We start from the raw sequence: 21,248 nt of genomic DNA, 5'->3' as shown, positions 1-21,248 counted from the left end.
CCTATCCCAACTCGGCGAGCAGTGCGGCCGCTACTTCGGGGTCTCCGCCGATCAGCGCCGGATCGATCTCCTGGATGGGATTGGATCCGTCCCAGCCCTCGGCGGCCATCTTGATCAGACCGAAGACGAATGCTTTGGTGCCGCCGAGGTCGCTGATTTCGATGACGGTCCCGGGATGGGTTTCGGTGGCCAGGTAGGCGAAGCGGCCGTCGTCGCCGCCGATACGACCCTCTTGCCCGACGGTGAATCCCGCGGCCAGGGCGCGGTCGTAGAGGTCTTGGTAGTTCTCCGACCAGTATGCGACGTGCTGAACTCCTTCGTTCCCCGCGTCGAGGAAGTCCTTGTACATCGAGGGCGCGTCGTTGGTGGGGGTGATCAACTCGATCTGGATGTCGCCGCTGTTGGCCACGGCCACGTCCATCGCCATCTCTGACGGCTGTCCGCGGTAGGTGAAGTCGCCGGGCTTGACGTCCTTGAGGTAGAACCAGGGCCCGATACCCGACTGGACGAACCTCGCCATCGACGCCTCGATGTCCTTGACGACGTAACCGATCTGGCGGATGGAGCCGAAGAAGTTGGCCACCGGTACCGGCGCGGGTGCGGCGCCGGTATGGGCCTCGGCGAAGGAGAGGACGATCTTGCCGGTGGCGCCGTTGGCGCGCAGCTTCTCCGCCGCTCTTGCGGCGTCCTCCGGTGTGTACACGCTGTCGAGACGGCCCGTTACCGTGCCTTCGGCGACTGCGGGCAGAGCCTGGTCGGCCAGGGCGGCGACGACCTCGCCGAGTTCGGTACGGGTCCGGATGCTGAACGTCGTACCGATCAGCTTTTGACGTCGGAAGGCGACGGTGTCCAGGTTGAGGTTGGTGGCCGGTCCGGCCAGGCGCCCGATGCTCACGATGCGGCCACCGATCGCGGTGGCGTTCGGCAGCGACCCGAACTGGGTGCCGCCGACGTGGTCGAGGGTGATGTCGGCGCCGGCGCCGTCGGTGGCGGCCAGGACCGCCTCGATGAGGTCTTCGTTGCTGGTGTCGACTGCGGCGTCTGCGCCGGCGTCGAGGAGGACCTGGCGCTTGTCGGGGCTGGTGGTCGTCGCGATGACCTTGCCCGCGCCCAGGGCTTTGGCCAGTTGGATGCCGATCAGGCCGATGGAGCTGGTGCCGCCGACGACGAGGACACTGTTTCCGGCGGCGAATCCGGCCTGGGTGACGAGGGCGTCATGCTCGGTGATCAGGCCCACCGGCACAGTGGCGGCTTCCTCGAAGGAGAGGCCGTCGGGGATAGGCACCATTAGTCGGGGGTGGCCCAGCGCGTAGTCGGCGAATCCTCCGGTGGTGATGCCCATGACCCGGGTGCCGGCCGGCAAGTGCGGGGCGAGGGGGCTGCTGCGTTCGACGATGCCGGCGATCTCCATGCCCGCGGTGAACGGGCCGTCCTCCTGGGAGTTGGCGGTGTATGAGCCTTCCAGGGCGTACAGGTCGGCACGGTTGAGGCCTGCGGCGTGCACCTGAATACGCAAGGCGCCCAGCTGCTCGGGCAGATCGACCTGTTCAAGGGTCCAATCGTCGCCCTTGCCGCCGATCAGTGCGCGCATGGTGTCAGTTCTCGTGGTGGTCATCTTCGGTTCCTTCCACAGTGGGGTCAGTCGGTGAAGTCGGGCGGAGTCGTGGTCATCAGCCTGGGGTCGGGCTGGGAGCCGGCCATGGCAAGCGCGCCCTTGAGCACACCGGCGAGTGTGGCGAGGTCTTTCGGGCTGGACTTGTCCAGGCCGCCGATGAGCTGCTTGAGGATGGTGAGCTGGTCGAAGTAGATGCGCTCGATGATCAGGTGCTCGTCCTCGTCGAACACGAAGTACGCGGTCATGCGGGTCCGGTGCTTGCTGCCGGTCGGCGGGATCTTGCCCAGATACCCCTTGTGCGTGCCCAAGAGCCAGAACTCGACGATGACAGCGTCATGGCTGTGCCGGAAGGCGATGATTTCGTGGTCCTGGTCCGGGAAGGCCGCGCGAGTGTCGTTGTAGTAGTCACGCACTTCCTGATCACCGTCGTGCACGATCATCTGAGCGATCAACTCGTAGTGCGGATGCGGGAACGTCGAGAGGGTCGCGTCCCAATCCTGTATCACCTCGTCATGGAAGTGGTCCAGGACGAGCTTCTCGCGGGCGCGGAGAACATCTTCCGAAGGAAGAGTGAATCGGTCGGTCACGGAGGGGCCTCCTTGATGCGTTCGGGGCTGTTGACCGGGGTGAGGCCGGGCGGTGTGGCTGATCGAACCGTGAATGAAGGTCGGGGTACGGCAAGTCAGCGACATCAGCCAGTGGAAACCCCGTCGTGACTCCTTGATTAATCCACGACGTGGGTTATTTGTTGCGCCGTCGACAATATATCCACGGCGTGGATTTGTCGAGGAGTACATCTATCCGGCGGCGATCGAGACGCCTCCGACGCTGCCCAACGAGACCGGCATGCATCGCGTGGCCATTTCCGTCGACGATCTCGACAGGGTGCTCGAGATCGCCGCGCGGGCGGTGGCCGTCAGTGGCGGGCGAGGATGGTCTGCAGGTCGGTACCCACCGGCAGCGTGCCGTATTCGAAGCCACGGTCGTCGCCGAGCCGGGCGGCGATGAATGCCTCGGACACCGCGGTGGGGGAGAACCGCACCAGCAGTGAGGCCTCCAGCGCCAGCGCCATCGACTCGACGGTCCGTCGGGCGCGGCGTTGCGCCGCGGCGGCATCGAGTCCGGCCAGTTCGGTGAGCTCGCGGCGTAGCCGATCCAGGTGGCCGTCGAGAACGGGGTGTGTGCCGCGCGCGAGGTTGACCTCGGTGTCGAAGGCGGCCACCGACTCCGGTTCGCGGGTCATGGCGCGCAGCACATCGAGGGCGATCACATTGCCCGAACCCTCCCACACCGCCATCACCGGCTGCTCGCGGTAGCGCATCGCCAGCGGGAAGGCCTCGGTGTATCCGTTACCGCCCAGGCATTCCAGTGCCTCGTAGGAGTGATGCGGTCCGCGCTTGCAGATCCAGTACTTGGCGACGGCGGTGGCCAGCCGGCGGAAGGCGCGTTCGGCATCACCGGCGTCCTCGTCGTGGGCGCGGGCCAGCCGCATGGCGGTGACGGTCGCGGCCTCCGATTCGAGTGCCAGATCGGCGAGCACCGCGGTCATCGCCGGCTGATCGGCGAGCATGGCGCCGAATGCGGTGCGGTGGCGGGTATGCCACAGCGCCTCGGCCACCGACTGGCGCATGCCGGCGGTGCTGCCGAGCACACAGTCGAGGCGGGTCTGGGAGACCATCTCGATGATGGTGCGCACCCCGCGACCGGGCTCGCCGATCATCACCGCGACGGTACCGTCGAGTTCGATCTCGCTCGATGCGTTCGACTTGTTGCCCAGCTTGTCCTTCAACCGCTGGATGCGGAACACATTGCGGGTGCCGTCGGGCAGTACCCGGGGCAGCAGGAAGCAGGAGAGTCCTTCGCCGCCAGGACCTTCCGCCTGGGCCAGGACCAGGAACGCATCCGACATGGGTGCCGAGCAGAACCATTTGTGACCGGTCAGCAGATACTCGGCCCCCGGGCCACCGGCGCCCACCGGCCGGGCGACGGTGGTGTTGGCGCGAACATCGGACCCGCCCTGCTTCTCCGTCATCGACATTCCGAAGATCGCCGATTGCTTGTCGGCGCTCAGGTCGGGGGAATAGCTGCGCGAGAGCGCTTTCGGTACCCACAACGCGGCCACGTCCGGCTGCAGCTCCAGCGACGGGATCACCGCATGGGTCATCGACACCGGGCAGGCGTGACCGGGTTCGATCTGGCCGAACAGCAGGAAGATCGCGGCCCGCGCCACATGTGAACCGGGCCGCGGATCGTCCCAGCAGCGGGTGTGCGCGCCGTGGGCGACCGCGGCGGAGATGATCCGGTGATACGCCGGATGGTAGTCGACATCATCGATCCGGTGTCCCCACCGGTCGAAGGCGCGCAATTCGGGCGTGTGGATGTTCGCGAGCGCCGCGTCCTGCTGGAACCGGGCGGAGCCGACCAGGGCGCCTACCTGCCGCAGTTCGTCGTCGGCCCAGCCTGCGTCGTGACGGGTAACCGCCTCGGCAAGAACAGGATTCAGGTCGTACTCGTTGACGTTTACACGCGGTTCCGGTTGGTTGAACACCTCGTGCGTAGGGTGGGGTCGCGGATGTGTGACGGGACTGGTGGCGGTCATCGATCACCTTCTCCTCGGCGTGCCGCCCGCACCCGCCCGGCTCCCTGCGCCGGTATGCATGTATGACGCACAGGTTTGTATGGCAGACAGTATGCCCCTGATCCCTGCCGGTCAAGGCCCCTCACTGCCGGTCGTGACGGTATTGCGGTCCCGGATCGCCGGTGTTCACCCCGGGTGGGTTCGCGGGCGCCTCAGTACGAGTTGTCGGCGACGATCTGTTCGGCGACGAACAGGCCGGCCGGTTCACCGTTGCCGTCGATGCGCTCGCGCACCAGTGCGCGTACCCGCTCGCGTGAGGTGCGCGAATCGCGGGCGTCGACTCCGCCCACCGCAACAACCAGCGCCGACCAGTCCGTACGCCATGCCTGTGCTGCGTTGAGCGGCAACGGGATCGGGATGGTTCCGGTCGGATCCAGTGTCGCGCGCGCGTGGAGTTCGGGTTCGGGCAGCGACACCGCCACCTGTACCGGTTCGGCCGTCCGGCCGGGCAGCAGCTCGATCCGGATCTGGGCGACCACCTCGGGCGCGGCGTCCACCGACCAGCTGATCGTGTTCTCGGCGGCGTCGAAGGTGTGCGCCGGCACCGACTCCCACGGCAGTGACGCCCGTCCGTGGGCTATGCCCGTACCCGGTCCGGCGGACCTGCCCGGGCCGGCGGCCAGGGCATAGTCGTCGGCATTGCCGGACGGGATCGACATCGGTTCCGGTTCTTCGGCGTCCAGGTCGAGTAGTAGCCGATGCAGGTTGCGCACGTCCGGCCGGGGATGTCGCGCCAGTGCCGCGATGTCGGCGTCACTGTGCCCGCCGAGCGCCGCGCGCGGGTCACCGTCGAAAGCGGTGCCGTCGAAGTACATCTCGCAATCGGTGGTGAGGACGGCTACCTCCGCGTCGAGCACCACGGCGGGCAGGGGGTCGATGCCGTCCCTGATGCTCGTCGGCCACCAGCGGCGCAGCCAGTGACCCCACGCCAGCCGGTGCAGCAGGGCGAGTTCGCGGGGACCGGTCACCTCGACGTCGGTGTCGCGGCGGGTGGCCGGCGCCGTCAGCGTGTCCACGTGCGCCGATTCGCCGACGATCCGCCACAACCAGTCGGCGTCGCCGGCTGCCCACAGCTGCAGATGCGGGGCGGCGTCGCGAGGTTGGTGCAGGTCCCAGGTGAACGTGCCTCCGGCCACCTCCAGAACGAGCGCCGACCAGGGCGTCGCCGGCGCCGCGGGGGCGGAGGAGATCCTCATCGGCCCGTCCTCTCGATGGCCGAACGGATACGTGAACGCTGATCGTAGCTGACCGATCGGGCGATTCCCTCCAGCAGATCCAGCAGTGCGACCGAATCGAATTCAGCTGTACCCACGTGTGATTCGGTCACCGACCGGCCGTGCAGGCGGACCCATAGCCGGTTCATATACGGTCGCCAGAACACCGCCAGGTCGTCGGCGAGACCTGCGCAGGCCGGCGGCTGCGACAGCAGATACCGACGGGTGTAGGCGATATGCGCCTGCGTCGCCAGCCGCCGGGACATTGTGTCGGCGAAGGCATGCACGCACGACTGCGGGGCCAGCGGGCGCAGTTGCGCCGCGACCACGACACCCACCAGCATCGCCGCCTGCCACACCGCTCCATCCAGCGCCCACGGGGCCCGTGAGCGCACGATCTCGTCGTCGACAAGTTCGCCGATGGCGGGCAGGTCGCCGCGGTCGCGGGACCGGCGCAGGGTGGTGCTCACCCGGGATGCGATCGATCTGTCCAGCGGACGCTCCTCACCCGAGCCCCGCAGCGACGGCCTCGTGGGTGGTGATTGTGCCGAGAGCGTCGGCACGTCAACGACTTCGACGATCGTCACCCCGCAGGAATCGAGCAGGTCGGCGATCGTCGACCCCGGCGTGAAGACGGCGAGTCCGATCCGGGCCGCGAGCCCTGACCCGGCCAGCCGATCCCAGTGCGCGTCACGCTCGGCGGTGGTCGCCGAACCGTTCAGCAACGCGTCCAGCAGGGCTGCCGTCTCGGTCCCTGCGGGTGGGGCCTGGTCCCCGGTGGGCGCGGCGGCCCACACCCGGTCCAGCTGGGCGTCGAGGTCGGCGTGCTGACGGTCGAGGTGGGCGGCGAGATCGTCGACCGATCGGCCTTCGCCGGGGCGGTGGATGTCGTCGATCATCTCCGCGGCGACGGCCCGGGCGTCGGGACCCGGCGGACCGAAGGCGACCGCGAGCTCGAACGCACGCGGAAAGTACTGCTCCTGGATGTTGCCACCGGTGATCCCGGCCGCTCGGCGGCATGCCTTGAGCTCGGCGAACCAGCGCGCGGCATCGGCGATACGCGGTGTGGCCTCGGCGATCAGCACGGCCACCTCGCCCTGGCTGTCGGCCTCGAGCAGTGGCCTGCCCAGCGCCGGATTCGCACGAATCCGCAGCACCAGCGGGTCGAGGAGGCACTTCACCGTGCGCGCGAGCGGTCCGCCGTCCCGGCCCGTCATCACCGACAGTGGATCGGTGCCGGTCCCGATGACGGTGTCGGCGACGGCCGTGCGCCATGCCTCGTCGATCACCGCGGTGCGCGGACGGGGAGCGGTCACGGGTATCGGCCTTCTGCTGCGGTGCGTGCACAACTGTCCCGCAGAATCTACCGTGAACCCATGGTCGAACTCGATGACGAGGCCGTGCGGGTGCGCCGGCTGGTGGAGATCCTGGCCGGACAGTTGCAGGCCGGCGACCCGCAGTGGTCGGCGACCCTGGAACAGGCGCGGACCGTCGCAACGACCATCACCGACCCCCGCTCGCGGATCGACGCCCGACTCCGGGTGGCCAACATCGATCACGTGATCAGCCTGAATGCCGGCGATGTGAGCGGGGCGCTCGGACATTTGGACCGCTGCCTGGAACTGATCGGTGCCGCGCGTGTCGTCGATGTCGCCGAGGCCGACCAGCGCAGACTCGACGAGCAGGAATGGGGTGTGCGGCTCAACCGCAGTCAGGCGTTGCAGGCGATCGGCGACATCGACGGCGCCGACGCCGAGTGCGTCGTCGCATTGGATCTGGCTTCGCGCACCGGCAACGCTGGCCGCCATCGGGCGGCCACCCTGTGCACTGTCGCGGCCATTGCCTCCGAACGTGAACAATGGTCGCGGGCACTGCGTTATGCCACCGAGGCCGTCGATGAGTGCGCGGCGCACAATCCGGCCGCGCTCGGGGTCGCGCTGGTCAATCTGGCTCAGGCACATGCCGCGATCGGTGACTACGACGAGGCCTCTCGGGTGGCGGACCGGGCTGAGGCGGTTGTGGACGACGTGCAGTCCGGGGCCGCGCTGGCACATGTGCGCGGCTACATCGCCATGGGCCGCAAAGATGTGGAGCGTGCCGCCGAACTGTTCGGCGAATACGCCGAATCGGCGAAGGAACACGCTGATTTCCTTGAGCCGCACCATCGGTCGGAATCGTTGAAGGCTCTGGGTTTCGGTGTGCACCGGCGTGACCCGCTGGGTGCGCGCGAACATTATCTGGTCGTGGTCGAGCGGATCAGGGCCGAGGAGGGCGCCCCGATGACACTGGTGGCCGCGCTCGTGCAACTGTCGGGTGCGACGCAGGATTGTGCGCTGACCGAAGTGGATCCGGTGACGGCGCAGGCGTGGCACGAGGAGGCCGTCGGTCTGGTCGCGCAGGCCGCCGATCTGGCTCTGGCACACAATCGGCCGACGATGGCGGCGGTGTGCGACCTGACGGGGGTGCGGTACGCCGAGCAGTTCTTTCGTGAGGCGACCGCCGTCAACCGGCCCGCGTTGCGGGCGGCGCTGGCGACCGTCCTGGCGGCCGCCGTATACCTGCACCATGCGAGCTTCTCCTCCTCCCGTCACGCGCAACGCCGGCACTTCGCGGCCGAACGTGGCACGGAGGCGTTCGCGCTGGCCTTCGTCGTGGCCGCCCGGTTGGGGGCCGGCGACGTCATCGCCGAACTCGTCGAGTTGCGCAGTGCGGCAGCATTCTTCATACCGACTCGCGGCGTGCGGGACATCGGGGACTCCGGTACCCGCACGCCGCGCGAGCAGACGGGCCGCGAGCAGTTGGGCAGTGCCGGATCCGGCGGCGCCGACGGTGATGTCCCCGGCCGCCCCGATCTCGCCGACCTGATGATCGGTGACGGCCCGGCACCGGCGGCCGGCGGCACCCCGTCACTGGTGGCGACCGCACCGCCGCCGCTGCTGCTGACCCCGTCCGCGGTCGTGCTCACCGAGGCGTTCGACGTCGCGCGTACGCGATTCGGCCTCGTCGACGACCGCGACGCGGTGGCAACCTGGTAGCCGCGGTGACCGCCGCCGGGCTCGGCCCGGTACCGGACGGTCCGCCGCGGCGTGGCCGGACATCACGGGCAGGTGACCTTGATCTCGAAGGACTTCTTCGACGGCGCGGTCGGGTTCGCGGTGTCGACGGCGGTCACATTTCCGGAGATCATGTACTTCTTGCCGTCCTTGGTGGCCGTGGCCTCACCGCCCGGGGTGCCCTTGACCCAGCCGAGCACCTGGCCGCCGGCCGAGCCCAGACCCACCGTCTCGACCTGTGGGTTGTCGCCGGTGGTCAGGGTCGCGCCGACCCCGGTGCCCGCGCCCGCGGCGGTGCCGTCGCCGATCGCGATCACCCACTTTCCGGCCTGCTCGGTGCAGACGACGGTCGTCGATCCGAGATCGAGCGCCTTGCCCTCGACGGTCACCGATGCCTGGCCACCGGACTTGACGGCGTCCGGGGATGCCGATGTGTCGTCGTCCGAACAGGCGCTCATGGCGCCCATCAGGCTGATGGCGGCGATGCTGACGATGAGGGACTGGATCTTGCGCATGATGTTCTCCTGAGGTTGTTCGTATCCGGCACCCGCTCCGGGGAGAGCGGTGCGGCCCGGTCTTTCGTCCGGGACCGGCGGCGCTGGTGGGCCCGCTGAGAAGAAACCTAGAAGCGTGATCGGCCTACCGATCACAGGTTGTGCGCGATATCCACATCACACGGTGGTGGTGAGTGCCGACCACAGCAACGGATTGTCGGCGGGTCGGCCGTCGTCGTACCAGCGTGTGCGGGATTCGGTCTGCCCGCGCCGCAGGTCGCCGACCGGGTCATCACCACGATGCGCGGCGTCGACGGCCAGGACCAGTTCCTCCAGCGGCGCACGGTCACCGAGATCGCCCGCCCGGGCGAGCGCCCGGTTGGTGGGCACCGCCCACCGGGTGGCCGTCACCAGATGCGCGCCGGCCGCCAGCGCGGCCATCGACAACCCCATCCCGTCGGGGTGGGCGAGGTCGCCACCGGAGTTGCAGCCGATCAGCGCCGTGCGCGGCGGGAACATGTAGTCGCCGGTGAGCATGTCGTGGGCCCGGAGTGGGAGGTGTGCGCCACCGTTGTCGGTGCAGCACAGGTGCAGCGCAGCGTCGACGCTCTCGCCGGTGGTCTCGGCGGCGCTGACATGCCCCACGTACAGCAGGCGAGAAGCACTGATCATGTTCTCGCGCAGCCATTCCCGGTCGATGTCGGTACGCCTGGCCAGTTCGCGGTAGCTCGATACCATGGGATGGATGCCGGCCGAGTCGCGCATGAGCGCGGCCAGCGGGGAGTTGTCGGCAGGTCTGCCCAGAACCGATCCGAGTGCGGAGGAGGCCGACTGTCCGGGGATGCGCGGATCTATCACGGCCACCGCCGGGCCGCCCGGCCGATCGGTGGAGCGGCGGCGCGGCACACTCGACGGAGCCGAGGACACCACGTCGGCGAGGTCGTCGACGGTGGTGTCGTCGATCAGCAGCATCTCCCACGGCACCCGGGTCAGCGATTCACTCGGCTGGATGCGCAGCAGCGGGCGGTGCGGAGCCTGCCGGATCGCCGCCACGAGGTCGTCCGGCAGCAATACCCGGCTGAGGTCGCGGGCCAGCCGCGCCGTCGATTCGGGATGCGAGAACGGTCCGCGCAGCAGTGCCCGGTCGATACCCTCGGACACCGTTTCACCCGGCAGGGCATCGGGTACCGCGCGGGCGAGCGTGTCGCGGACCGCGGCTATCTGGGCGGCGCCGATCGCGGCGACCCCTGTGAACGGGTCGGGGCCGTCGGCGCGAATCCATCGCCACGTCAGGTATGCGTCGCCGGCCTCGGCGAACTTGACCAGCAGCGTCTGTGTGTCGGGCACTACTGAAGTGTGCCAGCCGCCCCGCAAACTTCGTCCGATATGGCGGCCCGCTCGGACATATGCCCGAGCCGACCGCCATATCGGACGAAGTTTGCGGGTAACGATTCGGGAGCACTCCGGGATGTCACGTATGAGGTTGTTGATACTGGTGTGATGACTGTTGCGCGGCGATGTGCTGTGGTGCTGGGGACGGTGCTGATCGCGGGTGTGTTTCTGATGGCACCGGGAGTGGTGCGGGCCGAGCCCGCGCCGCAGTGGCGGTACACCCTGGTCGGATTCAGCAGTGCCAGTGCCCGAGATATGGATGTGTACGAGTCGCCGGACGGCACCGACTTCACGATGATCGGAAAGTCAGCGTACCGGCCCGCGGTCGGGTATGTGCGCGATCCGAGCATCGTCAGGCACACCGACGGCATGTATTACGTCACCTATACCACCGCCGACGGTGCCACCATCGGTATCGCGCGCAGCTCCGACCGCCTCGGCTGGGAGCATGTGCGCACTGTGCCGTTGCCGCTGTGCTGTGCCTTTCTGTGGGGGACCGGTGACGGAAAAGGCCCGGTCGCACCGCCGCTGTTCTCCGGCTCGGCGGGGTTCAGGGACGGACCGTCGTTGTCGCCGTTCACCACCAAGGCATGGGCACCCGAGTGGTTCGTCGACGGTGACCGCGTGCACATCATCGTCTCCCTCTCCACCGGTGGCGGATTTGTGCCGTACCTGCTCACCGCGACCGATTCGTCACTGCGGAAGTGGGGCTGGCCGGTGCCCATCGCCGGGATCGGTGCCGACCATATCGACACCACCGTGGTGAAGGTCGGGTCGCTCTATCACGCGTTCACCAAGAACGAGACGAAGAAGCTCATCGAGCATGCCGTCGCGCCGGCGCTGCGGGGACCGTATTCATTTGTGTCACCGGGAAAGTGGGGGCACCTCATTGAGGGCCCGGCGGTCATCGAACTGCCGGACGGAAAGTGGCGGATGTACCTCGACGCCTACGCCGAACGCAAGTACCTGTACTCCGACAGCGCGGATCTGACCACCTGGTCGACGCCGAAGGAGTTGCCCGGGCTGTCCGGGACGGTTCGTCACTTCAGTGTGCTGAGAGAGCCCGGGATTCCGGTGGGCTGAGAGGAGCGACTCGGCGGGAGGGCGCGAAGGCAGGTCTGGTTGTGGTGTTCATCACGTGCTACTTTGAGCATCAAAGAAACAAACTAGCCGATCCATTCCAACAGTCCGGATCGTCGCGAGTCAGATGCCTGGAGTAGTCGATGACCCTTGCCGACAGCACCACCCCCGATACGCGTGATGCAGTGGCGAACGACGCCGCCCCGACCTTCGAGGACGGGGTGCGGCAGGCGCGCCCGATGCCGGTGTCCACCGCCGAGGTCAACCAGGTCGAGCCGCTGGGGCCGCACTCGCTGGTGTGGAAGTACTACGGCGACCACCGGCAGGTCCTGGGCTTCCAGCGTGTGGCCGGCACCGAGAACTGCATCGAGCAACTCGCCAAGGGTGTCGAGGACCATTCGGTGATCTTCTCCGACTTCATGGGCCGGGCCGAGCGTACCGTGCCGCCGATCATGAGCACCGTCTACAGCGCCGAACCGCACGCCTGGGGGCGTAAGGTCCGCGACTTCCATCGCAACATCAAGGGCACCGTCGACAGTGACGGATCGTCGTACCACGCGATGAACCCGGAGCTGTTCTACTGGGCGCACGCCACCTTCGTCGATCAGGTCATCTACGTCGCCGACACCTTCATCCGCAGGCTCAGCCACGAAGAGAAGGCGCAGATCTTCGAGGAGAGCAAGCGCTGGTACGCGCTCTACGGTGTCGACGACCGCGCCGAGCCCCAGACGTACGAGGAGTTCCTCACCTACTGGGACGACATGCTCGAGCGCTTCGTGCCGACCAAGACCATCATGTACGCGACCGGTTACCTGCGAAAAGGTCTGCCGCGACCCAAGCGGGTTCCGCCCGCGGTGTGGTCGATCGTCTCGGTTCCGGTGAACGCCCTGGTGCGCACCCTCGTCATCGGCACGCTGCCCCGCCAGATGCGCGAGGTGTGCCAACTCGAGTGGAACGACCGGATGCAGAAGCGCTTCGACCGGATGGCCGCTCTCATCAGGGCGCTGAACCCCGTCATCAACAGGCTGCCGGTGGATAAGCTGTACACCCCATGGGCGGCGCAGGCGTGGGCGCGGACCGGGGTCGACCCCCGCCGGATCAACAACGGACGATAACAGCCCGAACGTCAGGAGTGATCGAGATGACCAATTACCTCGCCCCCGCACCCGCCGGCAGTGGATTGAAGCCGGTGCCGTGCTCCAACGTGCCGGGCGTGATCGATGTTCTTACGACACGACGTGACCCATACGAAAAAACTGCCAAACGGGTGGCGGCGATGGGTCCGATCTCGGGTATGAACGCCTTCGGGATCAAGATCGTCAACGTGTCCGGCGCGGCCGGTGCGCAGGAGATCCTGATGAACAAGGACAAGGCCTTCGCCAACGGTCCGGCGTGGAGCTTCTTCATCGGGCCGTTCTTCCATCGCGGTGTCATGCTGATGGACTTCGATGAGCACCGCTATCACCGCCGGATCCTGCAGGCGGCGTTCACTCCCACCGCGCTGAAGGGCTATCTGCAGGAGATGCAGCCGGTGATCGCCGAGCGGGTACATCAGCTCCCGACCGGCCAGGTGGAGATGTTCAGCTGGATCAAGCAGTTGACGCTGGACGTGGCGCTGGAGGTCTTTCTCGGTGTGGAATTGCCCCGCGCGGAGGCGGACAAGCTGAACAAGGCCTTCATCGACACCGTGGCCGCAGGGACCGCCCTGGTGCGTCACCCCGTTCCGGGCGGTCGCTGGTGGCGGGGTCTGCGCTCTCGGAAGGTGCTCGAGGAATTCTTCTACGCCAACATCGCCGCCAAACGTGCCCATGAGACCCCCGACCTGTTCTCGGCGCTGTGCCACGCCGAGAGTGAGGACGGTGACCGGTTCACCGACGAGGACGTGGTCAACCACATGATCTTCGTCCTGATGGCCGCGCACGACACTTCCACGATGACCATGTCACAGATGGTGTACTGGACGGCCAAGAACCCGCAGTGGCAGGACCGGGCCAGGGAACAGTCCCTTGAGCTCGAGCCGGAGATCGGCTTCGACACGCTGAACAGGTTCACCGACCTCGACCTGATCATGCGGGAATCGCTGCGGATGTGCCCACCGGTTCCCGCGATGCCGCGGATGGCGCTGAAGGACACCGAGGTCCAGGGGTACCACATTCCCGAGGGGTCGATCGTGGCGGTGCTGCAACAGACCAATCACCGCGATCCGGCCTACTTCACCAACCCCGACGTCTTCGATCCCGATCGCTTCTCGCCCGAGCGTGCGGAGGACCGCGGACACCGGATGGCGTGGTCGCCGTTCGGCGGCGGGGCGCACAAATGTATCGGGCTGCACTTCGGGCAGATGGAGATCAAGACGGTGATGCACCGGCTACTGCGTGAATTCGAATGGTCGGTACCGGACGACTACGAGGTACCGATGAACTACAGCGCGCTGCCGGTACCCAAGGATAACCTGCCGGTGTTCATCCACCGACGCTGACGACACGGATCGGAACGACATGAGCAGGATATGGAGGGGCCGGAGACAGGCCGGCCCGCGCGGATCAGTGAGCGGAAAGGTCGTCGGTATCACCGGCGGAGCCCGTGGAATCGGCTTTCGGACAGCGCAATTGCTCACCGAGGCCGGAGCGGTGGTGGCGATCGGCGATGTCGACGCCGATGCGGTGGCAAAGGCGGCCGCAGAGATCGGGATCGACGGCGGTGGGGTCGATGTCACCGAAGGCGGATCGTATGCGGACTGGCTCGACGGAGTCGAGGAACGGCTCGGGCCGATCGACGTGCTCATCAACAACGCGGGCATCATGCCGGTCGGATCGTTCCTCGACTACGATCCGGCGATCATCCGGCGCACCGTCGAAATCGACTTGCTCGGGGTGTACACCGGGTCACAGCTCGCCGCCCGGCGGATGGTCGAACGCGGTTCCGGGCACATCATCAACATCGCCTCGGTCGCGGGGCGGATGGCGACACCGGGACTCACCGTCTACAACGGTGTCAAAGCAGGGGTGATCGAATTCTCCGAGGCGCTCGACGCCGAGCTCGAAGGCCAGGGAGTGCGGGTGTCCGCGGTTCTGCCGACATTTGCCCGGACCGGGCTCATCTCGGGACTGCAGACCAACAGCGTCGTACGTGCGGTCGAACCCGACGACGTCGCGCGGGTGATCGTCCAGGTCGTCGCCCGGCCGCGTGTCCGGGTGACCGCACCCGAGAACATGCGCTGGGTGCACACCAACGCGATGCTCGGCGAGGGGATGAAGCGGCGGCTGCGCCGGTCGACCGGGATCGACCGGATCTTCCTGGACTATGACGCGGGCGCACGGGACGAGTACTCGCGACGTATCGCGGGTCCGGTCAGTCGTCCACGGACCGCACAGACCGGGTGACCCCGGGGACCGGACGGGCCGGACGCACACGGGTGGCTTCGGGCCACCGTGCCGGGTGGATACGGATCGCGCGGCCCTGACGGGCGCGTTCCCGAACGCCGAAGGGCGGCCCCATGACGGGGCCGCCCTTCGGTGGCCATGAGGGTGGCTGCATCGGGGCGCGGTCGGCCCTGCGATGTGCCCTCGGTGGGCCGTGAGGCCCACAGCCCGGTTCGGCGGTGCTTACAGGTAAGCGCCGCACACCGGCCATGCGCCGGGGCCCTGGCTCACCAGGGTGTTCTCGGCGACGCGGATCTGCTCGTCGCGCGGAGCCAGGTGCGGCATGCCGTAGCCACCGTTGGCGGCCCAGGTGGACGGCGAGAACTGCAGGCCGCCGTAGTAGCCGTTTCCGGTGTTGATGCCCCAGTTGCCGCCGCTTTCGCACGCTGCGACCGCGTCCCAGTTGTGGCCGGCGGCAGATGCGGTGGCGGTAGCCAGACCGAAGGGCACCGCGGCCAGTACGCCGATAACGCCGGCTCGGGCGGCGAACTTCTTCATGGTGGTCGTCATCGTTTCCTCCTGTCGTCCGCCCTGTGTCGGCGGTGCGATTCTCGGACCGGTGACGACACTAGAGGCCGATAACGGCGCGGTCACATCGCATTCGTGACCTGCGACGAGCGGATAACAGTCGGATAACACCTTTGTTGTTTGGCATTTTGCCTGCATATCGCTGCTATTTGTAAACAATTACAAAAGCAGATTGTGAATCGAAATGTGACGGATAACACTGTCGAATTGTGAAACCAATCACTCAAATATAAGTAGTTCTTTCATCAACTCGCCGGGGTATGGCCGGCGCGGATTCGCGAGAAACTAGCAATGCGGCCAGGTGAATCCTGGTCGATATCGGTGTTGACTGGGGTGGTACGGATCGCCGATGAAGGGACTACGCGCATGAGCAACAGTGACTCCGTCACCGATCAAGCGTCGAGTGTGATGCAGGACACTCCCGTGCCGGTGGTTGTGGAGGTCGAGGCGCCGCTGGGCATCATCACCCTGAACGCCGCGCGCAGGCGAAACCCGCTTTCGGCGGCCACGATGACGGCGGTCACGGAGGCCTTGCGCGCGCTGGGGGAGAACGAGGGTGTTCGCGTGGTCATAGTGCGGGCGGACGGACCCGCCTTCTCGGCCGGGCACGATCTGGCAGAACTGCGCGATCGGACGCAGGAGGACGAGCGTGCGGTCTTCGATACCTGCGTGGAGCTGATGACCGCAGTCCATGACCTCGACCGGCCGGTGATCGCCGAGGTGGCCGGCGCGGCCTTCGCCGCCGGGTGCCAGCTGGTGGCCGCCTGCGACCTGGCCGTCGCGTCGACCGAGGCGACCTTCAGTACACCCGGGGTGCGGATCGGGTTGTTCTGTTCGACGCCGATGGTGGCACTGACCCGCGCGGTGGGCCGCAAGCGTGCGATGAAGATGCTGCTGACCGGCGATCGGATAGACGCGATCACCGCGGCCGAGTGGGGTTTGGTCAACGATGTAGTGGCACCGGACGAGCTGGCCGGTGCGGTGCGCGAGTTGGCCCTGCGGATCGCCGGATCGAGCAGGTCGACATTGTCCATCGGTAAGCGGGCGTTCTATGCGCAGGTTGACGCCACCGAGCCCGATGCCTATTCGATGATGGCGGCGACCATGGCCGACAACGCGATGACCTGTGACGCGCAGGAGGGGATCGCGGCGTTCCTGGAGAAGCGGCGACCGGTGTGGAGTGATCGATGATCGCGCGCTGAACCGCACCGTCACCCGTGCGCGGTGGACCCGCCCTGCGACCTGGGTCGACGAGAACCCGCCGACGGCAACGTCGGCGGGTTTTTCTGTGGCGGACACTCTGCACTATCGAGAAATCGTGGTGGTAACGACCCGGAAACCGGTTGTTCATCGCGATTCACGCGTCAGTAACACGCCACCCCTATCTTTCTCTCTTGTATACAAACCTTGTGTACGTGGTTATCCCGCGCCCGGTGTTCAACGATGATTATGTGGCGCCAAGTGCTGTACTCGTGCTTGTGATGCGCTCCCTTTCCCGGTGTCATCATGTTCTGCTCTTAGAAAGGTTCATCTATGTCGTCAGACCTCACGACGCGGCCCGCGTCGTCTCGCCGCCGAAATTCCCGCCGCCTCGCGCTGGCGCTGCCCGCCGCATTGTCGGTGGTGGCGGTGGCGCTGAGTGCCTGCGGTGCTTCTGCGGATGAGGAGAGTTCGTCCTCGGCGGCGTCGTGCGTGGACACCTCGGGTGCCAAGATCAAGGTCGGATCGCTCAATTCGCTGTCCGGTACGATGGCTATTTCCGAAGTGACAGTTCGTGATTCAATCAAACTCGCGGTTGAGCAGATCAACGCCTCCGGCGGTGTGCTGGGCAAGCAGATCGACCTGGTCGGCGAGGACGGGGCCTCGGAGCCGACGGTGTTCGCGGAGAAGGCCGAGAAGCTGATCAGCGGCGATTGTGTGGCCGCGGTGTTCGGTGGCTGGACCTCCTCCAGCCGCAAGGCGATGCTCCCGGTGTTCGAGGACAAGAACGCGCTGCTCTATTATCCGGTCCAGTATGAGGGCCTGGAATCGTCGAAGAACATCTTCTACACCGGCGCCACCACCAATCAGCAGATTGTTCCCGCTCTGGACTATCTGAAGGAAAAGGGAATCACTTCGCTGTATCTGGTGGGCAGTGACTATGTATTCCCGCAGACCGCGAACCGGATAATCAAGGCGTACGCCGGTGCGAACGGCATCGAGATCAAGGGCGAGGACTACACGCCGCTCGGCTCGACGGACTTCTCCACCATCGTCAACAAGGTTCGCGCGTCGAACGCCGGTGCCGTGTTCAACACGCTCAACGGTGACTCCAACGTCGCCTTCTTCCGCGAGTACAAGAACGTCGGACTGACCCCGGCGACGATGCCCGTGGTGTCGGTGTCGATCGCAGAGGAGGAGGTCGGCGGCATCGGCGTGCAGAACATCGAGGGCCAGCTGACCGCCTGGAACTACTACCAGACCGTCGACACCCCCGCCAACAAGGCGTTCGTCGAGGCGTACAAGGCCAGATACGGCGCCGACAAGCCCACCTCCGATCCGATGGAGGCGGCCTACACCTCGGTGTTCCTGTGGAAGAAGTCGGTGGAGAAGGCCAACTCGTTCGCGGTTCCGGACGTGCAGAAGGCGTCCGGCGGAGTGAGTTTCGACGCCCCTGAGGGCACTGTGACCATCAACGCCGAGAACAACCACATCACCAAGACCGCCCGGATCGGTGAGATCCGTGACGACGGTCTGATCTACACCGTCTGGGATTCGGGCCAGCCCATCGAGCCGGACCCCTACCTCAAGGGCTACGACTGGGCCGAGGGTCTGGGATAGCCGACGACACCGCCCGGCCGCGTCGGCGCGCCATGCGTGCGGCCGGCCGGGCGGTGTCGGTGGTTCGTGTCCTCGCCCGGCGAGGCAACCGACATAGAGAGGGAGAGGCGTGGAAACGCTGATAGGGCAGACGTTCACCGGCCTGAGTCTGGGCTCCATCCTGCTGCTGGCAGCTCTGGGGCTGACGCTCACCTTCGGCCAGATGGGCGTGATCAACATGGCGCACGGTGCCTTCATCATGGCCGGCTCATACACCGCGTACACCGTCCAGGAACATCTGGTTTCCAATACCGATGTGTCGCTGATTGTTTCACTTTTCATCGGGTTCATCGTCGCGGGCCTGATGGGGGTGTTGCTGGAGGTCACCCTCATCCGGAGAATGTATGATCGCCCGCTCGACACGCTGCTGGTCACTTTCGGTGTGGGACTGGTGTTACAGCAACTCGCCCGCGACATCTTCGGGGCGCCCGCGGTATATGTCGACGCGCCCGGCTGGCTCGACGGGTCCTACGACATCCTCGGCGCGGTAGTGCCCAAGACCCGGATCTTCATCCTGGTGCTGGCGCTGGTCTGCGTGTGCGCGGTGGCCGCCGCCATGCGGTACACGGCAGCCGGCCGACGCATCAGGGCAGTGGTGCAGCACCGGGATCTGGCCGAGACGAGCGGTATTTCGAGCCGTTCCACCGACATCACCACCTTCTTCGTGGGTTCGGGCCTGGCAGGTGTGGCCGGTGTGGCGCTGACGCTGATCGGTTCGACCAGCGCCAACACCGGGACGTCGTACCTGGTGGATGCGTTCCTGGTGGTGGTCCTCGGCGGCCTCGGCCAGATCAAGGGCGCGGTGATCGCCGCGTTCGCTCTCGGCCTGCTCAATTCGTTCATCGAATACAGCACCACCGCATCGGTGGCGAAGGTCATCGTGTTTGTCATCATCGTGATCGCGTTGCAGGTCAAACCGCAGGGCCTGTTCACGGTCCGGACGAGGAGTCTGGTGTGAGGAACAATCTCGCGAACAGCTGGAAGGTATACGCGGGCTTCGCGATCGCCGCGATCGTACTCTTCGCGATCGCCCCCGCGATGCTCTCGGACTTCCGTCTCAACCAGTTGGGCAAGTACCTGTGCTTCGGCATCGTCGCGGTCGGTATCGGCCTGGCCTGGGGGCGTGGCGGCATGCTCACCCTCGGGCAGGGCGTGTTCTTCGGCCTGGGCGCGTACATGATGGCGATGCACTTGAAGATCGCCGACGCCGAACTGCGTGGCCAGGACGTGCCCGACTTCATGCAGACCGCGGGCCTGACCGAACTTCCCGGCTACTGGGTGCCGTTCACCTCACCGGTGGTGACCATCGTGGGCATCGTGGTACTCCCGGTGCTGGTCGCGGTGGTGCTCGGTCTCGGGGTGTTCAAACGCAAGGTCAAGGGCGCCTACTTCGCGATCCTGTCGCAGGCGCTGGTGGCCGCGTTCGCCACGCTGCTGATCGGTCAGCAGAAGACCACCGGCGGCAGCAACGGCCTCAACTACTTCCGGAGCTTCTTCGGTCTCGCGCTCAACGACCCGGCCAACCGGCGGCTGCTGTTCTTCATCACCGCGGCGACATTGCTGATCATCGTGGCCATCACCCGGCAGATCATGTACAGCCGATATGGGGAACTCCTTGTGGCTGTGCGTGATCAGGAAGAGCGGGTCCGCTTCCTCGGTTACGATCCGGCCAACGTGAAGGTGGTCGCCTACGCGGTGGCCGCACTGTTCGCCAGCATCGCCGGAGCGCTCTTCGTACCGATCGTCGGGATCGTCTCGCCCAACGACATCGGCGTGGTGCCCTCGATCGCGTTCCTCATCGGGGTGGCCATCGGCGGACGCACCACACTGCTCGGACCCGTCCTCGGCGCTATCGCGGTGGCCTGGGCGCAGACGAGCCTGTCGGAGAACTTTCCGTCCGGCTGGACTTACGCACAGGGCCTGATCTTCATCTTGGTCGTCGGATTCTTCCCGGCGGGCCTGGCCGGCCTCGGCGCGGTGGCCCGTCGCCGGAAGAAGCGGTCCGATACGCATCCGTCGGCGACCTCCGATATCGCGACCATCACCACCGATGCGGGCACCGTACCCGCGGAAGGGGCCAAGACGCCATGAGTCCGGCCGCACAGACAACCACCACCGACACGCCCCCGGGACCGATCGCCGGCGGCAACGCGGGCATGGACAGCGAATACCTGCAGATCCGCAACCTTGCAGTGCAATTCGACGGCTTTCGGGCCGTCGACGGTGTGGACCTGACTCTGATGCAGGGCGACCTGCGCTTCCTCATCGGACCCAACGGCGCGGGCAAGACCACCATCATCGACGCGATCACCGGTCTGGTGAAAGCCACCGGCTCCATCCAGAAGTCGGGTGTCGAGGTGGTGGGCAAGAAGGTCCACCAGATCGCCCGGCTCGGCATCGGCCGGACCTTCCAGACCGCGAGCGTCTTCGAGGAACTGACGGTGTTGCAGAACCTGGACATCGCGGCGGGCGCGGGCCGGTCGGTGTGGACGATGCTGCGCAGGCGTCCGGCGCAGATTCCCGACGACATTCTCGAGGTACTGGAGACGATCGGTCTGGCCGATCATCGCGAGACCAAGGCCGGGGTGCTCGCACACGGTCAGAAGCAGTGGCTGGAGATCGGAATGCTGTTGGTGCAGAACGCGTCCGTTCTGCTGCTCGACGAACCGGTGGCCGGTATGAGCGGCGAGGAACGCGAGGAAACCGGTCAGTTGCTGCGTCGTATCGGCGGTGAACGGACGGTCGTCGTCGTCGAGCACGATATGGATTTCATGCGGTCGTTCGCCACGTCGGTGTCGGTTCTGGCCCGGGGCAAGGTGATCGCCGAAGGGTCGGTCGCCCAGGTGCAGGCCAACCCGAAGGTGCAGGAGGTCTACCTCGGTACCGCCGCCGCTGTCGGGAGTGCCCCTGTCGGGAGTGCCGACGCCGATGCGTCCGCGGAGAAGGAGTGAGC

General features: G+C 66.5%; 18 protein-coding genes and 1 pseudogene. 11 read left to right on the top strand and 8 right to left on the bottom strand.

All coding sequences use genetic code 11. The features are described from left to right. Window position 1: 1 nt before the first annotated feature. Both GII31_RS15700 and GII31_RS15695 read right to left on the bottom strand, forming a co-directional pair. A complete protein-coding gene (locus GII31_RS15700) occupies window positions 2-1,615 on the bottom strand; it encodes a zinc-binding dehydrogenase (protein ID WP_213244334.1) in 1,614 nt (537 codons plus the stop codon). Between the two features lie 23 nt (window positions 1,616-1,638). Then, window positions 1,639-2,202 (bottom strand): ester cyclase, encoded by a 564-nt coding sequence (locus GII31_RS15695; RefSeq protein ID WP_213244333.1) that lies wholly within the window; start codon window positions 2,200-2,202, stop codon window positions 1,639-1,641. 202 nt (window positions 2,203-2,404) lie between these two features. Between GII31_RS15695 and GII31_RS15690 the strand changes: the two are divergent. Next, window positions 2,405-2,521: pseudogene (locus GII31_RS15690) on the top strand (VOC family protein); the annotation flags it as partial. Window positions 2,522-2,531: 10 nt separating this feature from the next. On the opposite strand, the gene GII31_RS15685 reads toward GII31_RS15690, so the two are convergent. The 3 genes from GII31_RS15685 to GII31_RS15675 form a co-directional block, all read right to left on the bottom strand. Further along, complete coding sequence (locus GII31_RS15685) at window positions 2,532-4,214, bottom strand: acyl-CoA dehydrogenase family protein (RefSeq protein WP_260840022.1); 1,683 nt, start codon at window positions 4,212-4,214, stop codon at window positions 2,532-2,534. A 191-nt stretch (window positions 4,215-4,405) separates the two neighbouring features. Beyond that, complete coding sequence (locus GII31_RS15680) at window positions 4,406-5,449, bottom strand: hypothetical protein (RefSeq protein WP_213244331.1); 1,044 nt, start codon at window positions 5,447-5,449, stop codon at window positions 4,406-4,408. After that, window positions 5,446-6,783 carry a hypothetical protein gene (locus tag GII31_RS15675; RefSeq protein WP_213244330.1) on the bottom strand — a complete coding sequence of 446 codons (1,338 nt, stop codon included), beginning with the start codon at window positions 6,781-6,783 and terminating at the stop codon, window positions 5,446-5,448. Before GII31_RS15675 ends, GII31_RS15680 begins: the two co-directional genes overlap by 4 nt. Window positions 6,784-6,843: 60 nt before the next feature. On the opposite strand from GII31_RS15675, the gene GII31_RS15670 reads away from it, so the two are divergent. Then, window positions 6,844-8,502: a tetratricopeptide repeat protein gene (locus tag GII31_RS15670; protein WP_213244329.1), complete on the top strand. Its 1,659-nt coding sequence runs from the start codon at window positions 6,844-6,846 to the stop codon at window positions 8,500-8,502. A gap of 62 nt (window positions 8,503-8,564) precedes the next feature. Here the strand turns inward: GII31_RS15670 and GII31_RS15665 are convergent, their stop codons facing one another. Continuing rightward, window positions 8,565-9,035, bottom strand: coding sequence for a lipoprotein LpqH (locus GII31_RS15665; RefSeq protein ID WP_213244328.1), 471 nt, complete (start codon window positions 9,033-9,035; stop codon window positions 8,565-8,567). Window positions 9,036-9,191: 156 nt separating this feature from the next. Beyond that, on the bottom strand, window positions 9,192-10,361 hold the full coding sequence (locus tag GII31_RS15660; protein ID WP_213244327.1) for a CHAT domain-containing protein: 1,170 nt from the start codon (window positions 10,359-10,361) through the stop codon (window positions 9,192-9,194). Window positions 10,362-10,514: 153 nt separating this feature from the next. On the opposite strand from GII31_RS15660, the gene GII31_RS15655 reads away from it, so the two are divergent. The 4 genes from GII31_RS15655 to GII31_RS15640 all read left to right on the top strand — a co-directional run bounded on the left by GII31_RS15655 (window position 10,515) and on the right by GII31_RS15640 (window position 14,869). Next, complete coding sequence (locus GII31_RS15655) at window positions 10,515-11,489, top strand: glycoside hydrolase family protein (RefSeq protein WP_213244326.1); 975 nt, start codon at window positions 10,515-10,517, stop codon at window positions 11,487-11,489. A gap of 140 nt (window positions 11,490-11,629) precedes the next feature. Continuing rightward, window positions 11,630-12,601, top strand: coding sequence for an oxygenase MpaB family protein (locus GII31_RS15650; protein WP_213244325.1), 972 nt, complete (start codon window positions 11,630-11,632; stop codon window positions 12,599-12,601). 26 nt (window positions 12,602-12,627) lie between these two features. Then, window positions 12,628-13,965, top strand: coding sequence for a cytochrome P450 (locus GII31_RS15645; protein ID WP_213244324.1), 1,338 nt, complete (start codon window positions 12,628-12,630; stop codon window positions 13,963-13,965). A gap of 19 nt (window positions 13,966-13,984) precedes the next feature. Next, entirely contained in the window at window positions 13,985-14,869 is an 885-nt protein-coding gene (locus GII31_RS15640) for an SDR family NAD(P)-dependent oxidoreductase (protein ID WP_213244323.1), read from the top strand. 222 nt (window positions 14,870-15,091) lie between these two features. On the opposite strand, the gene GII31_RS15635 is transcribed toward GII31_RS15640, so the two are convergent. Continuing rightward, the gene (locus tag GII31_RS15635) at window positions 15,092-15,418 is read right to left on the bottom strand and encodes a transglycosylase family protein (protein ID WP_213244322.1); all 327 of its coding nucleotides are present in this window, start codon (window positions 15,416-15,418) and stop codon (window positions 15,092-15,094) included. A 426-nt stretch (window positions 15,419-15,844) separates the two neighbouring features. Here GII31_RS15635 and GII31_RS15630 point away from each other — a divergent pair, with 426 nt between their 5' ends. The 5 genes from GII31_RS15630 (at window position 15,845) to urtD (ending at window position 21,246) form a co-directional block, all read left to right on the top strand. Then, window positions 15,845-16,627 (top strand): enoyl-CoA hydratase, encoded by a 783-nt coding sequence (locus GII31_RS15630; RefSeq protein ID WP_213250552.1) that lies wholly within the window; start codon window positions 15,845-15,847, stop codon window positions 16,625-16,627. Window positions 16,628-16,969: 342 nt separating this feature from the next. Then, complete coding sequence (gene urtA, locus GII31_RS15625; protein ID WP_213244321.1) at window positions 16,970-18,256, top strand: urea ABC transporter substrate-binding protein; 1,287 nt, start codon at window positions 16,970-16,972, stop codon at window positions 18,254-18,256. Window positions 18,257-18,365: 109 nt separating this feature from the next. Further along, window positions 18,366-19,253, top strand: coding sequence for an urea ABC transporter permease subunit UrtB (gene urtB, locus GII31_RS15620; RefSeq protein WP_213244320.1), 888 nt, complete (start codon window positions 18,366-18,368; stop codon window positions 19,251-19,253). Further along, entirely contained in the window at window positions 19,250-20,386 is a 1,137-nt protein-coding gene (gene urtC / locus GII31_RS15615; RefSeq protein WP_213244319.1) for an urea ABC transporter permease subunit UrtC, read from the top strand. The genes urtB and urtC overlap by 4 nt, the downstream gene beginning before the upstream one ends. Beyond that, on the top strand, window positions 20,383-21,246 hold the full coding sequence (urtD, locus tag GII31_RS15610) for an urea ABC transporter ATP-binding protein UrtD (protein ID WP_213244318.1): 864 nt from the start codon (window positions 20,383-20,385) through the stop codon (window positions 21,244-21,246). The genes urtC and urtD overlap by 4 nt, the downstream gene beginning before the upstream one ends. The last annotated feature ends 2 nt before the right edge of the window (window positions 21,247-21,248 follow it).

Source organism: Gordonia pseudamarae, from assembly GCF_025273675.1.
In the GTDB taxonomy this organism is placed as follows: Bacteria; Actinomycetota; Actinomycetes; order Mycobacteriales; family Mycobacteriaceae; genus Gordonia; species Gordonia pseudamarae.
This window is presented reverse-complemented; position numbering and strand designations above follow the sequence as displayed.